At 39.5% G+C, this 13,362-nt stretch carries 14 protein-coding genes; 10 read left to right on the top strand and 4 right to left on the bottom strand.

Translation table 11 applies throughout. The annotated features are described in order from the left end of the window. Positions 1–83 precede the first annotated feature (83 nt). A complete protein-coding gene (locus JWR61_RS24550) occupies positions 84–893 on the top strand; it encodes an esterase family protein (protein WP_301930314.1) in 810 nt (269 codons plus the stop codon). A 159-nt stretch (positions 894–1,052) separates the two neighbouring features. On the opposite strand, the gene JWR61_RS24545 is transcribed toward JWR61_RS24550, so the two are convergent. From JWR61_RS24545 to JWR61_RS24535, 3 genes are all read right to left on the bottom strand, one after another. After that, a complete protein-coding gene (locus JWR61_RS24545) occupies positions 1,053–2,426 on the bottom strand; it encodes a dipeptidase (RefSeq protein WP_301930313.1) in 1,374 nt (457 codons plus the stop codon). A gap of 335 nt (positions 2,427–2,761) precedes the next feature. Further along, on the bottom strand, positions 2,762–3,508 hold the full coding sequence (locus JWR61_RS24540; protein WP_301930312.1) for a superoxide dismutase: 747 nt from the start codon (positions 3,506–3,508) through the stop codon (positions 2,762–2,764). Positions 3,509–3,538: 30 nt separating this feature from the next. Further along, the gene (locus tag JWR61_RS24535; RefSeq protein WP_301930311.1) at positions 3,539–4,984 is read right to left on the bottom strand and encodes an LptF/LptG family permease; all 1,446 of its coding nucleotides are present in this window, start codon (positions 4,982–4,984) and stop codon (positions 3,539–3,541) included. 52 nt (positions 4,985–5,036) lie between these two features. On the opposite strand from JWR61_RS24535, the gene JWR61_RS24530 reads away from it, so the two are divergent. Further along, complete coding sequence (locus JWR61_RS24530) at positions 5,037–5,654, top strand: hypothetical protein (protein ID WP_301930310.1); 618 nt, start codon at positions 5,037–5,039, stop codon at positions 5,652–5,654. Here JWR61_RS24530 and JWR61_RS24525 read toward each other — a convergent pair. Then, a complete protein-coding gene (locus JWR61_RS24525) occupies positions 5,651–6,034 on the bottom strand; it encodes an START-like domain-containing protein (protein WP_290335858.1) in 384 nt (127 codons plus the stop codon). The genes JWR61_RS24530 and JWR61_RS24525 overlap by 4 nt on opposite strands. A 262-nt stretch (positions 6,035–6,296) precedes the next feature. Here JWR61_RS24525 and JWR61_RS24520 point away from each other — a divergent pair, with 262 nt between their 5' ends. The 8 genes from JWR61_RS24520 (at position 6,297) to JWR61_RS24485 (ending at position 13,353) form a co-directional block, all read left to right on the top strand. Then, entirely contained in the window at positions 6,297–7,166 is an 870-nt protein-coding gene (locus JWR61_RS24520) for an RNA polymerase sigma factor RpoD/SigA (RefSeq protein ID WP_290335859.1), read from the top strand. A gap of 85 nt (positions 7,167–7,251) precedes the next feature. After that, on the top strand, positions 7,252–8,574 hold the full coding sequence (ffh, locus tag JWR61_RS24515; protein WP_301930309.1) for a signal recognition particle protein: 1,323 nt from the start codon (positions 7,252–7,254) through the stop codon (positions 8,572–8,574). Positions 8,575–8,730: 156 nt separating this feature from the next. Next, a complete protein-coding gene (locus JWR61_RS24510; RefSeq protein ID WP_367881820.1) occupies positions 8,731–9,342 on the top strand; it encodes an RNA polymerase sigma factor in 612 nt (203 codons plus the stop codon). Further along, positions 9,323–10,705: a hypothetical protein gene (locus tag JWR61_RS24505; protein ID WP_301930308.1), complete on the top strand. Its 1,383-nt coding sequence runs from the start codon at positions 9,323–9,325 to the stop codon at positions 10,703–10,705. The genes JWR61_RS24510 and JWR61_RS24505 overlap by 20 nt, the downstream gene beginning before the upstream one ends. Before the next feature lie 126 nt (positions 10,706–10,831). After that, positions 10,832–11,428, top strand: a complete 597-nt coding sequence (locus tag JWR61_RS24500) for a hypothetical protein (RefSeq protein ID WP_301930307.1) — start codon at positions 10,832–10,834, stop codon at positions 11,426–11,428. Between the two features lie 27 nt (positions 11,429–11,455). Beyond that, positions 11,456–11,878, top strand: a complete 423-nt coding sequence (locus JWR61_RS24495) for a hypothetical protein (RefSeq protein ID WP_290335863.1) — start codon at positions 11,456–11,458, stop codon at positions 11,876–11,878. Between the two features lie 12 nt (positions 11,879–11,890). Next, positions 11,891–12,451 carry a YceI family protein gene (locus tag JWR61_RS24490; RefSeq protein ID WP_301930306.1) on the top strand — a complete coding sequence of 187 codons (561 nt, stop codon included), beginning with the start codon at positions 11,891–11,893 and terminating at the stop codon, positions 12,449–12,451. 23 nt (positions 12,452–12,474) lie between these two features. Further along, positions 12,475–13,353, top strand: a complete 879-nt coding sequence (locus JWR61_RS24485) for a DUF5777 family beta-barrel protein (protein ID WP_301930305.1) — start codon at positions 12,475–12,477, stop codon at positions 13,351–13,353. The last annotated feature ends 9 nt before the right edge of the window (positions 13,354–13,362 follow it).

Genomic DNA, 13,362 nt, shown 5'->3' with positions numbered 1-13,362 from the left:
CGTAAGGGTTTTACCGGGAAAAGAGACAGTAATCAAAAATGGCCTCCGCGAAAAATTGATACGCTTTGCTTATTTTTGGAGTTATGCCAAACAGGAAAACCGCAGTAGTTATTACAGAGCATCATATCATTCACTCAGTTTGTTTAAAAAGAGATGTAAAAGTAGATTGCTATCTACCTGACAAAGCTGCTGCAAAAAAAGAAGTAAGCTTACTATTGATTAATGACGGGCAGGATCTTGTCACCATGCACTTTCAACATATTTTAAAAGGCTTGTATGACCGCAATGCCATTCAACCTGTTTTTTGTGTCGGGCTCCATTGCGGGCACGATAGAAAAAATGAATATGCTACAGCAAAAATACTGGACTACATGAATCGCGGTGCTAAAGCGGCATTACATGATCAGTTTGTTTTTGAAGAGTTGTTGCCATTATTGCGCAAAGCCTATCCGTTATATGATTTTATTGAAAAATCCTATGCAGGTTTTTCCTTGGGTGGCTTAAGTGCGCTGGATATTGTTTGGAATTACCCGTACGAATTTACAAAAGTGGGGGTTTTTAGCGGCTCGCTTTGGTGGAGGGATAAGGACCAGTATGCACCAGATTTTGATGAATCAAAAAACAGGATCATGCACCGGCAGGTGAAGGAAGGTAGGTACTCAGCATGGCTCAAATTTTTCTTTGAAGTGGGCACACAGGATGAAACCGCTGACCGCAACAACAATGGTATTATTGATGCCATCGACGACACCATCAGTTTGATTGAGGAGTTAAAAATTAAGGGCTATAAAGACGATGATATCGCTTATCTGGAATTACAGGATGGAAGGCACGACGTGCCCACCTGGGCGAGAGCGTTTCCAGCTTTTTTAGAATGGGGGTGGGGAAGGTGAGACAGCAAGTATCAAGTATCTGGTATTAAGTACTCAGACAAGAAACCCCGTAATCATCCAGCGATTACGGGGTTTCTTGCAAATTATTTTGTTGCAGGTTCCAGTTTTAAAGAACGCATTAAAATTGATAGCTGTGATCTAAATACTTAATACTTGACACTACTTAGTCATCATCTCTGTAAAATACTTATGAAAATACGGTATGGTTTCAATGCCCTTGTAATAATTCTGCAGGTTAAATTTTTCATTAGGACTATGCAAGTTATCACTGTCTAATCCAAAACCCATAAAGACTATTTTGATACCTAATTCTTTTTCAAACAGCGCACAGATGGGTATACTTCCGCCACCACGCACCGGTATTGGTTTTTTACCGAAAGTCGTCTCTATTGCTTTGGCCGCTGCGAGATAGGCAGTGCTATCAATAGGAGTCATGTAAGGTTCACCGCCATGGTGGTCAAAAGTCGTAACAGTTACACCGGGCGGTGCAATTTTTTTAAAATGTTCCAGCAGCATGGCCGTTATTTTTTCAGACGATTGGTTGGGTACCAAACGGGTAGATATTTTTGCAGTAGCCTTACTGGGCAGTACAGTTTTAGCACCTTCCCCCTGATAACCGCCCCATATGCCATTGAGCTCTAAAGTAGGACGTATACCGGTTCGTTCATTGGTGCTATATCCCTTTTCCCCCCATAATTCCTGAATCCCTAAATCATCTTTAAATTCCTTTTCATCAAAAGGCGCTTCGGCCATTAATTTTCTTTCTTCTGCGGTTGCTTCTACAACATCATCATAAAAACCAGGTAATGTAATATGATTGTTCTCGTCATGACAGCTCGCGATCATTTTCGCCAACATTGTAATTGGATTTGCAACAGCACCACCGTACACACCACTGTGCAGATCACGGTTTGGTCCGGTTACCGTTACCTCAATATAGCTTAATCCGCGTACACCAATATCAATGCTGGGCGTATCTAAACTGATCATGGCGGTATCGCTTATTAAAATTACATCTGCCTTTAATACTTCTTTATGTGTTGCGACAAATTTGCCGAGGTTAGGTGAGCCAACTTCCTCCTCACCTTCAATACAAAATTTGATATTGTTGCCCAGCGTATTGGTTTGTATTAATGTTTCCAGGGCCTTCACATGCATGTAAACCTGTCCCTTATCATCGCAACTGCCACGGGCAAAAATTTTACCATCAATAATTACGGGTTCAAATGGGCCACTCTTCCAAAGTTCCAGGGGCTCAGCAGGCTGTACGTCATAGTGGCCGTAAACCAACACCGTTGGTTTTGCCGGGTCAATTATTTTTTCGGCATACACGATAGGATGTCCTTCAGTAGAATATATCTCAACCTTATCAACTCCTGCTTCCAGCAAGCGTTTTTTTACAGCTTCTGCGCAGGTCACCATATCCGCTTTATTCTCGGTTGCCGCACTGATGCTGGGTATACGCAACAGGTCCAGCAACTCGTTTAAAAACCGGTCCTTATTTTTTTCCTGGTACTCTTTCCAAACTTGCATAACAAATTATTTTTGATAAAAGAATGTTTTTTATAGAAAACGAAAGTAGGTTTTAAAGCATTTAAAAATGCATTGTTTTTAAAACAAAAAGAATTGCTAAAAAAAATATTGTAACCTTCCGGCAACATTACAACAACTATATTCGTTTATACGATTGCATCCCCAATTTATCAGCCTTTGCTATAGTTGCCTCATTGAGCAGGCTTCGATTGCAAAGGCTGAGCCAATTAAGGGATAGTCTGTTTTTCTTCGACGGCTTGCATTGTCCATAAAAAAATACCCGCCTGAAAAGCGGGTACAAAAAATTACAAATCCTCACAAAATAAGGCTCTGTTTTAAATGCTGTTGAAACGTTCTGAAGCAGTTTTCCAGTTTAATAATTTCCAAAAACCGGCAATATAATCTGCCCGGCGGTTTTGATATTTCAGGTAATACGCATGTTCCCAAACGTCTAGTCCCATTATAGGAAAACCTTTTGTTTCAGCGATATCCATTAAAGGGTTGTCTTGGTTAGGGGTTGAAATAATGGCTAACTTTTTATCTGCAGTAAATATCAGCCATGCCCAGCCGCTTCCAAACCTGCTGGTAGCCGCAGTTGTAAACTGCTTCTTCATTTCATCCATTGAGCCAAAACTGGTATTGATGGCTGCCAATAATTTAGCGTCTGGTTGAGTATTAGGATCAGCTGACAAAAGCTTCCAGAACATTTCGTGATTATAATGTCCGCCGGCATTGTTGCGCATTTTTACAGTGTATTTCGAAATCTTATTCAACACATCTTCCAGCGGCTTGGTTGTATCTACACCTTCGGCCTGGGCTGCTTCCTTCACATTTTTGCTGTAGGTAGCAGCGTGTTTATTGTAATGGATGTCCATGGTCATGGTATCAATCAGCGGCTCCAGTGCATTGTACGCATAGGGCAAGGGTTGCTGATCAAAACCAGTCTTTAAAGGAGAAGAGGGAATTGCGGAAAGCTTGTTCTCAGCATCTGCCCGGGCCGCTAAAGATGGTAAGGTTACCAAGGCGCCAATACCTGCCAAAGCAGATTGGGCAATAAAGTTTCTGCGTGATGATTGTTTCATAAAAATTATTTATTGTATAAATGTAATTAACTATTGTTTACGTTTTAGTTTATTAACAAGCGGGCCTGCAGACTGGCGAAGGTCTTTAAAAACCCGGTAGTAGAATTCCTTATTAAACAGTGCAGAGTCATGCATGGCTTTATAAGTTAAAAATATACCGATAGGAGTCAATACCAAAATTGCCAGCCACATTCCAATTAATGGCGTGGTCATATTTTCTTTTACAAATTTTTCGCCGAACATATTTAGCAGGTGAAATATCAGAAAGAATAGTATAGCCATTACCAACGGCATGCCAAGTCCGCCTTTACGGATAATGGAACCAAGAGGTGCACCAATAAAAAATAATACCAGGCATGCCAGTGATAGCGAAAACTTTCTGTGCCATTCAATTAATCCCATTTTGATGCCGTTTCGTTTTGTATCTATCTCAGTACCGGAGAGCTGGTAAGTATTTTTTAAAGCGTATGCAATTGCCAGAGCACCATCGTATACTTTTATTTTTACAGAGTCGGGCAGCTTTGCCAAAGCAGCGGCTGTGTCTGAGGTTACCGCCGGTGTTTTATTCCAGATGCTGTCAGGCAAGTTTAAATAGTGCATTTGCGTGCCTATGTCAACTGTTAATTTTTTACGAAGGCTATCTCTTTGTTTTTGGGTACTGTCTATCGACTTGTCGAGTAAACGAATACTCATCATTTTAAAATCGTTTTTAAAAACAGAATCGGGGGTATTCATCATTTGAAGTGATGAAATATCAAACAGCTTTTTATATTCTTTAAATCCCATGCGGATAAACTCAGTACTGGTATCTACAGAGTTACCGCGTTCCTGGTAGCGGTGGCCGTTTTGCAGCACAAACTCAAGGTATTTTTTATCTGCAGATAACTTCATAGTTCCCCGTTCGGCAACAATACTATTGTCTTGTAACTGGCTTTGCTGCTCATAAATTACTACATCGTGTATAGTTTTTCCATCAGCATCTTTTTTGGATATTTTTATCGCATAGCCGGGTATGTGTTTGTAAAACGTACCCGGTTTTAAATCAAGTGCGGGTTTTTTAAAAGCAATATCATAGTAAATGGTTTTAAACTTTAAGGTAGCATAAGGGATAACATAATTGGCAAACAAAAAGGTGATACCACAAAGCAGTAGCGCAACCCATATAAGCGGGCGCATAAAACGTAGTAACGAAATACCGGAAGATTTAATAGCAACCAGCTCAAAACTTTCGCCAAGGTTACCAAAAGTCATAATGGAAGAAATCAGTATGGCAATGGGCATAGATAATGTGAGCAAGGTGGCGCTGGCATACCATAAAAATTTACCTATAGTAAAAAGATCCAGGTCTTTGCCTACCAGGTCGTCAATATATTTCCATAAGTTCTGCATCATCAAAACAAAAAAAGTGATGAAGAACGTAACAATAAAAGGCCCTAAAAACGACCGGATAATCAGTTTGTCTAATTTTTTTATCATCCCAATCCGCCAGCAGGCGAAGCTTTAATAAGTAATTTGTACCTTAACCGTTATGACAAAGGATGAAACAAAAATAATGCTTTCTGCCAAGGAACTTGAATTGGTTTGCAATACCGAATGGATTTTAACTAAACAGGTGATTATTCAGAAAGTGATTGAACTTTTTAGCGGGTCACTTTCGGTAATGCAGGCCAGTATGCTGCAACAAAAAAATGATTTACCCACTGTTATTTTTGTAAAAGATCCTAAAATTTCAAGAGGGGAAAATTACAGGGGACTGCCCTATGTAATGCTGGATTATCCCCGTTTTTTTGACAAGGAAAATACAGTTGCAATCCGGATTTTTTTTTGGTGGGGTAATTTTTTCAGCGTTACCCTGCAGTTGTCTGGCGAATATAAAAGCCTTATGGAGCCCAGATTACTGGCGAATTTTGTATGGCTCCAGCAGAATGAATATTGGTTGTGTGTCAATGATCAGCCGTGGGAACATGCTTTTGACGCAGCCAATTTTATACCCTTCGACCAGGTTTCGGTGGAAGAATTTACATCGGTTCTTAACAATAAATCATTTGTAAAAATCAGCAAGAAAAAAACGTTGCAGCATTGGGATACTGCAATACTTTTCATTGAGCAATCTTTTGAAGAATTATTGGCAGTGCTGAAAAATTAATTACCTAAACGATGAAACAGGTCTTTTACCTGGTATTCCCACAACTGACTTTGATCCTTTACATCTTTTTTTTCTGCAAAATCTTTAATCACCAAAATTGTTTGATTGGTAACTTCCGATTTTTCAATGCTGAATTCAAAGTATTCGCTTTTGGGCATGTGAAGCCAGTGAAAGCGGATATACCTGTTTTCTTCACCTTCCATCAATTCTGCCTGTTCGGGGGTAGCACCATTCCATGAAAAGCTAAATACGCCGTCGCGTTCATCAACCTTATCTGCAAACCATTCCTGAAGTCCTGCAGGTGTGCTTAAAAATTCATACAAAATACCGGGGGAACATCTCACCGGGTATTCTAACGTATATAGTGCTTTCTTACTCATCCAATATTTTTAATTCTGTACTTGTGTAAGTGCAATAATAACAAAATAAATGAGGTAATAAGATAATTTCTTAACTATTTTTTGTTATCCATTTCTTATAACCTGTCTGAAACGAAAAAGCCGTTCACAAAAAAATGGGGTTTTTCACAAAATTCTTTTTGGTAACGTATTGTAAATGCCATAAATTACGTTAAACAAAATGTGTTTTTTCAAACATACTGCATTTAAACTTTAACCAAATTAAACAACCTGTATTATGAGTATGCGTCAACTCAAAATCACGAAATCGATTACGAATCGTGAAAGCCAGAGTTTAGAAAAATATTTGCAGGAAATAGGAAAAGTAGAATTAATAAGTCCGGAAGAAGAAGTAAAATTAGCTATTAGAATAAAACAGGGTGACCAGGCTGCACTTGAGAAACTAACAAAAGCCAATTTGCGATTTGTGGTTTCTGTCGCCAAACAATATCAAAACCAGGGCCTCACACTGCCCGACGTAATCAATGAAGGAAATCTTGGATTAATAAAAGCTGCGCAACGGTTTGACGAAACCCGTGGCTTCAAATTTATATCGTATGCTGTATGGTGGATAAGGCAAAGTATACTACAGGCGCTTGCAGAACAGTCAAGAATTGTACGGTTGCCCTTAAACAAGGTGGGGCTTACAAACCGTATCAGCAAAGCATTTTCTCAATTAGAGCAGGAGTATGAACGTGAACCCACAGCTGAGGAGTTGGCAACACTCCTTGATTTGGAGACAGAAGAGGTTGCGGCATCACTTAATGCTTCTGTCCGGCACGTCAGTATGGATCAGCCCTTTGGCGATGGCGATGAAAGCTCTTTAATGGATGTACTCGAAAACCCCAATGCGGAAAGTACAGACATGAACCTGGTTTTCAGAGCCTCACTTGCTACAGAAATAGACAGATCGTTAAGTACGTTAACTGAGCGGCAGAAAGATGTGATCCGTTTTTTCTTTGGCATTGGGGTAGATCATGCGCTTAGCCTGGAAGATATTGGCGAACGGTTTAATCTAACCAGGGAAAGGGTAAGGCAGATAAAAGATAAAGCGATTACCAAATTGCAGGTAACTTCCCGGTGCAACCTGCTGCGCACCTATTTAGGAGCTTAAAATTTTCCATTACATTTGCAATTGTATACGGTGAACATAACGGTTCACTTTTTTTATATCTATCCGTTTAAATAAATAAAGAAAAATGTTTAATTCTCTTAGTGAAAAGTTAGAAAGCGCTTTTAAAAATGTTAAAGGCCAGGGAAGAATTACAGAACTTAATATCGCCAATACGGTAAAGGAAATCCGCAGGGCACTGGTGGATGCGGATGTGAATTATAAAATTGCCAAAGAATTTACTGATACCATTAAAGAAAAAGCACTGGGCGAAAAAGTGCTGACTGCAGTAAGTCCGGGCCAGTTGATGGTAAAGATTGTGCAGGATCAGCTGACCGAATTAATGGGAGGTAAGGAAAGTGAATTCAATGTGTCCGGTAATCCGGCCATTATTTTAATTGCCGGGCTGCAGGGTAGTGGTAAAACCACTTTTAGTGGTAAGCTGGCGAATTATTTAAAAACTAAAAAAGGTAAATCGCCTTTATTGGTAGCGGCTGATATTTACCGGCCTGCCGCGATAGATCAGCTGGAAGTATTGGGTGGGCAAATAGGCGTAGATGTATTTAGTGAAAGGGAAAATAAAGATGCCGTAAGCATTGTACAAAATGCCATAAAAGAAGCTAAATCAAAAAATAAAAATGTTATTATAATTGATACTGCGGGCCGTCTAGCAGTGGATGAAGTTATGATGACGGAAGTAGCCAACATCAAAGCCGCGGTAAATCCCCAGGAAATTTTATTTGTAGTAGATAGTATGACCGGGCAGGATGCTGTTAATACAGCGGCAGCCTTTAACGAACGTCTGGATTTTAGTGGTGTGGTATTAACCAAGCTGGATGGCGATACGAGAGGCGGTGCCGCTTTGTCAATTAAATACACGGTAAACAAGCCAATTAAGTTTGCGAGCAATGGTGAAAAGATGGATGCGCTGGATGTTTTTTACCCGGAAAGGATGGCGCAACGCATATTGGGGATGGGAGATATAGTAAGTCTGGTCGAAAAGGCACAGGAGCAGTATGATGCTGTTGAAGCTGCAAAACTTGAAAAGAAAATCCGTAAAAACCAGTTTGATTTTGAAGATTTTAAGACCCAGTTACAGCAGATAAAAAAAATGGGTAATCTTAAAGACCTGATGGGAATGATTCCGGGAGTAGGCAAGCAGATAAAAGATGTTGATATCAATGATGATGCGTTTAAAGGAATTGAAGCCATGATTAATTCGATGACTTTGGAAGAACGGCGTAACCCGGATATTATCAATCCAAACCGTAAGCTACGCATTGCCAAAGGCAGTGGCAAGGACATTGCCGAATTGAACCAGTTTTTAAAACAGTTTGAGCAAATGAAAGGCATGATGAAAATGATGAACAAAATGCCGATGGGCAAAATGCCTGGTATGGGAAAAAGGTAGACAGAACTTTTTTGTATATTTATTGCCACTATGCGGGAGCACGGTGGCTTTTTTGCATGATAATAAAAATTAAAAATCCGGTTACATTAAGTTGTATTGCCTTTACTCAAATCACAGAATAAGATATTACAAGTCAGGCAACCATTTTGCCGTTAAATACGATTATTAAACAACCTTAAAAATTTACCAACGAAGCAAGACCTCGAGCATATTATCCGTGGGTGCTTACAAGCAGACCGTGAAAGTCAGAAAGCTTTCTATCAGCATTTCTATGGCTTTTCTATGGCTATTTGTTTGCGGTATTGTAATAGCAAAGATGATGCGATTGAAGTAGTAAATGATGGGTTTATAAAAATTTACAGGGAACTGGGCAATTTTAAACCCAGGTATGACAATTATGAAGCTTCGTTAAAAGGCTGGATGAAAAGCATTTTTGTCAATACGGCCATTGATCACTTTAGAAAAAACAGTAAAAGTTACCTGATTTCTGAAATGCAGGAATCTCATTTTGAGATGGAGCATAGTGGAGAAACAGCCATTGATAAAATGTCGTACAAAGAAATTATGGATGTTGTGCAACAGTTATCCCCGGTATACAGAACCATTTTTAATTTGTTTGTAATAGATGGATTTAAACATGAAGAAATCGCCAGCCGTTTGAAAATATCTGTTGGTACTTCAAAATCAAATCTCTCTAAAGCAAAAGCAAATATTCAGAAAATGCTGATGGAAGCATCAATAAAATATTATGAGCAAAAAGCAGTTTGACCATATTGAAGACCGCATCAGGGAAGCCGCTGCCAACAGCGAGCCGGCTTTTGATGAACAGGCATGGGCTGCTATGGATATACGGTTGAACGAGGAAGAAAAGCGCCGCCGTTTTGTATTCTGGTGGTTTGCTATTCCAGTACTTTTTATTGGCGGCGCAGTTATACTTTTCTTTTCTAATAAGCCGGATGCAGAAAATCATCTTGCCGCTAAGAATGCAAAAAGTATAACCAGGGCAGATAGAAAGGAAACAGGTGTTAAGATAAATGAACAGCCATCCGCTTCAGCAAATGAAGGTGATGTAATAAAAAATAGCACACCGCCGAGGAAGGATGAGATGAAACCGACCCGGCAGAATGAAAATGGTATCAAAGAAACCAGCGTCGTTAAAAAGCCATTCTCTCCGATCGGACAGGTAAAAACATATGGCACTAAAAAGAATTTTTCTAAACCCACCATTGCTGAACAGGCGAATGAAACTTCACTTGACCTGACTAAAAAAACAAAAAAAATAACTGGGTCAAAAAAGAAGAAAATAGTATCACAAGTTTCTGGCGGGGCAATTGGTGAAGAAGATGATGTTGCCATTAAAGAACAGCCTCCTGTTGTTATTTCCACTACGGCGCCAAACGTTATCAGTAAGCAGAACACAAAACCAGTTTTCGAAAAGAATTCTGCTAAACTTAAAGACAGTTTGAAAAATAGTATTACAAAAACTGAAACTGGTAATAAGCCCATAGAAAAAGCAATCATACCTTCTGTATCGAGGTTTTATTTCCTGGCTTCCGCGGGTGGTGAAATTGGCAGCGTGAAATTACTGGCTTTTAAAAATAATCCTGTTACCGCGAAATTCGGTGCAGGTATTGGCTACCAGTTATCAAAAAAAGTAAGTGTGCAAACCGGCTTTTATGCAGGAACAAAAAAATATTTAGCCGGACCCGGTGACTATAAAGCCAAAGCCGGATCTTACTGGAACATGGTGCAGATTGTTAAAATAAACGCAGCATGTCTTGTGTACGATATTCCTGTAACGATGCGGTATAATATTTTACAAAAAATAGGTGTAACTTATTTTGCGACAGCTGGACTTTCATCTTACATTATGAAGAGAGAGGATTATGATTATTACTACATAAGAAATAATATGCCTCGTGAAGGTGCCTATAGTTATACCGGCAATAAAAGCGCCTTTTCTGTTCTGAATTTTTCAGCCGGAATTGAAAAGAAATTGTCTTCGTCTTTTTCTTTACAACTGGAGCCAACAATGAGTGTTCCTCTATCCGGTGTGGGGGATGGGCATGTCAAATTATTTAATGCCGCATTGCAGTTTGGTATAAAATATCAGCGGCTTAAAAAACACTAACATCATAAATACAATATTTTTTAAAGAGCCTTAAGAGGCTCTTTTTTTATGTAGTTTTTGAGTTTTTTTTGTTCTTATCAGGCAACCTTTAGTGGGTTGATTGCGATTACTTATTAAACAACAATCATGAATAAAAGCATCTTAAACGGCGTTGGCCTTTTCTCTTTAATTATTATCAGTATCAATTTTGCATCTTGTAGTAAAAGCAGCCCGGGAACTCCGCCTGTGACTGATGTATGCGCAGGGAAAACAATCGTTATTACTCCTACAGCCACTGCCACTACTACATGTGGTGCAGATGGAAAAATTGATGTGGCTGCTACTGGTAGTACAGGCTTTGTTTATAAACTGGGAAGCACAGGTACTTACGGATCTTCTTCCAGCTTCACCGACCTCGCCGGGGGTGATTATACAGTATTTGTAAAAGACGGTGCAGGTTGTGAAAAAACAGCCACTGTTAAGGTGCCGTCAACAGGTGCCGCCGGCGCAAAATTTAATGCAGTGAAAACATTGATGGTTGCCAAATGCCAAAGTTGCCACAACAACACAGTAGCTAACGGCGGAATGAACTGGGCAGTGGATTGTAACATCGTAAAATTTAGTGGACGCATAAATACAAGAGCGGTTGTTGATGGAACAATGCCGCCTACGGGTCCGCTGACACAAACTGAAAAAGATGTTATTACAGCATGGATTACTGCAGGTGCAGCCTATGGTAACTAATTTTTTATTTCATTCAATATTTTGCAGGTGCTGAAAAAAATAATACTTGTTGTACTGGTTATAGCCATCCCCTTGTCATTTTATTTGTACAAGGAGTACCACCGCAAACCGGCAGATTTATCCTCGGTTCAACCTGCTGCAAAACTGAATGCCGGTGCATTTCTTGATGAATATGAAAAGGATGAGGCAAATGCTAATCACCGCTACCTTGGTAAAACAATACAAGTGCGTGGCACTATCACCGAAATAGTAAAGCAGCAGGATACACTGGCCAATGTGATGATAGGTGATACGGCATCTATGCATAAAGTAAGCTGCCTGCTGGATAAACACCACATCGGATTAATCAATCAATATAAAGCTGGTCAGCAGATAACCATCAAAGGAATCTGCACCGGTTTTTTAATGGACGTTGAATTAAACAGGTGTGTAATTGTAGAAAAAGAATAAAGTTTTTAATTTATGAAATATTCATTTTTTGTCATTCTTTTTACGTTGCTGATATTCGCGGCTTTTGGGCAGCCTAAGTATTTTACCAAAACAGGCAAAATATCTTTTTACTCCAAATCATCAATGGAAAATATTGAGGCGGTGAATACAAAAGTGGTAAGCGTTTGGGATGTGGCCAGCGGGCAAATTGAGTTTGCTGTTTTGTTGAAAGGTTTTGAGTTTGAGAAAGCATTGATGCAGGAACATTTTAATGAAAATTATGTAGAGAGTGATAAATATCCGAAAGCAGTTTTTAAGGGAATAATTGAAAACAGTAAAACAATCCAATTGTCCGGTGACAATGTTTCTACTGTAAAAGTAAATGGAACATTGACGCTGCACGGTGTAACCAATCCTGTAAGTACCAATGCGGTAATAACTGTTAAAAGTGGCGTTGTTGCTGCATCCTGCAATTTCAGTATAACGCTGGCAGATTACAAGATATCAATCCCTTCCCTGGTGGCGGAAAAAATCAATAAGAAAATATCGATTGCAGTGGTGATACCAGAATACCAGTCGATGACCACAAAATAATTTTACACAATTAATTTTTAAAGATGATAAAACTTACCATTGCTCTTTTTGTATACAGTATTTTACTTTCAATGAACCTGCAGTCGCAGGATCTTTTAAAGGGGGTAGAAGACAGTGTGCCCGCAACGCAAAAAGTAACCGGCGCTTTTAAATCAACAAGAGTTATCAATGCACATTCTATTGAAATGTTGCACAAGGGTGATCTTGATTTCAGGATCATGCACCGGTTTGGTTTTATAAGCTCCGGCATAAAACAATTTTATGGACTGGACGTGGCTTCTATGCGTATCAGTTTTGATTATGGCCTTTCGGATAATACTACCATCGGCATTGGAAGAAGTACCTTCAGGAAAGAACTGGATCTTTTTATTAAACAAAGAATTTTGCAACAATCTACAGGTGCCAGATCCATTCCCTTTTCGCTGGTGCTTGCCGCAGGCGGTTTAGTATGGACAGAAGAATCTTTTGCGCCTGTTAAGCCTGGTTTTGGAGACAGATCATCTTATTACATACAACTGGTTGCCGGGAGAAAATTCAGCTCTGCATTTTCAATGCAGTTAAGCCCGATTTTTGTTCACAGTGGTTCGCCTGTTAATACCGGCGACGACCAAACCATTTTTGCAATGGGGGGTGGTGCACGTTTAAAAGTGAGCAGAAGAATGGCGCTTACATTTGATTATCACCATCCGTTCGGCAATCTAAGTGGAAGCACCGATCCATTGTCTGTTGGTGTTGACATTGAAACGGGCGGACATGTATTTCAGTTGCAATTTTCCAACGCAACCGGCATGAACGAACGGGCTTATATTACGCAAACCACGGGTGATTTTTTCAAAGGCGATATTCGCTTTGGATTTAATTTATCCCGTATTTTTAAAACCGGCAAACATAAAACCTGGTAATCATTCAAA

It is taken from the genome of Ferruginibacter sp., from assembly GCF_028288465.1.
GTDB lineage: Bacteria > Bacteroidota > Bacteroidia > Chitinophagales > Chitinophagaceae > Ferruginibacter.
Note: the sequence above shows the minus strand (reverse complement) of the source record. Positions and strands in the feature narration are given on the sequence as shown.

Bases quoted from the DNA above. Each gene is read 5' to 3' on its own strand.
- JWR61_RS24505 (WP_301930308.1), top strand. From the start codon at position 9,323: ATGAGCAAAAAGCAGTTTGACCATATTGAAGACCGCATCAGGGAAGCC.
- JWR61_RS24545 (WP_301930313.1), bottom strand. From the start codon at position 2,426: ATGCAAGTTTGGAAAGAGTACCAGGAAAAAAATAAGGACCGGTTTTTA.
- JWR61_RS24490 (WP_301930306.1), top strand. From the start codon at position 11,891: ATGAAATATTCATTTTTTGTCATTCTTTTTACGTTGCTGATATTCGCG.
- JWR61_RS24500 (WP_301930307.1), top strand. From the start codon at position 10,832: ATGAATAAAAGCATCTTAAACGGCGTTGGCCTTTTCTCTTTAATTATT.
- JWR61_RS24525 (WP_290335858.1), bottom strand. From the start codon at position 6,034: ATGAGTAAGAAAGCACTATATACGTTAGAATACCCGGTGAGATGTTCC.
- ffh (WP_301930309.1), top strand. From the start codon at position 7,252: ATGTTTAATTCTCTTAGTGAAAAGTTAGAAAGCGCTTTTAAAAATGTT.
- JWR61_RS24520 (WP_290335859.1), top strand. From the start codon at position 6,297: ATGCGTCAACTCAAAATCACGAAATCGATTACGAATCGTGAAAGCCAG.
- JWR61_RS24540 (WP_301930312.1), bottom strand. From the start codon at position 3,508: ATGAAACAATCATCACGCAGAAACTTTATTGCCCAATCTGCTTTGGCA.
- JWR61_RS24550 (WP_301930314.1), top strand. From the start codon at position 84: ATGCCAAACAGGAAAACCGCAGTAGTTATTACAGAGCATCATATCATT.
- JWR61_RS24535 (WP_301930311.1), bottom strand. From the start codon at position 4,984: ATGATAAAAAAATTAGACAAACTGATTATCCGGTCGTTTTTAGGGCCT.
- JWR61_RS24485 (WP_301930305.1), top strand. From the start codon at position 12,475: ATGATAAAACTTACCATTGCTCTTTTTGTATACAGTATTTTACTTTCA.
- JWR61_RS24530 (WP_301930310.1), top strand. From the start codon at position 5,037: ATGACAAAGGATGAAACAAAAATAATGCTTTCTGCCAAGGAACTTGAA.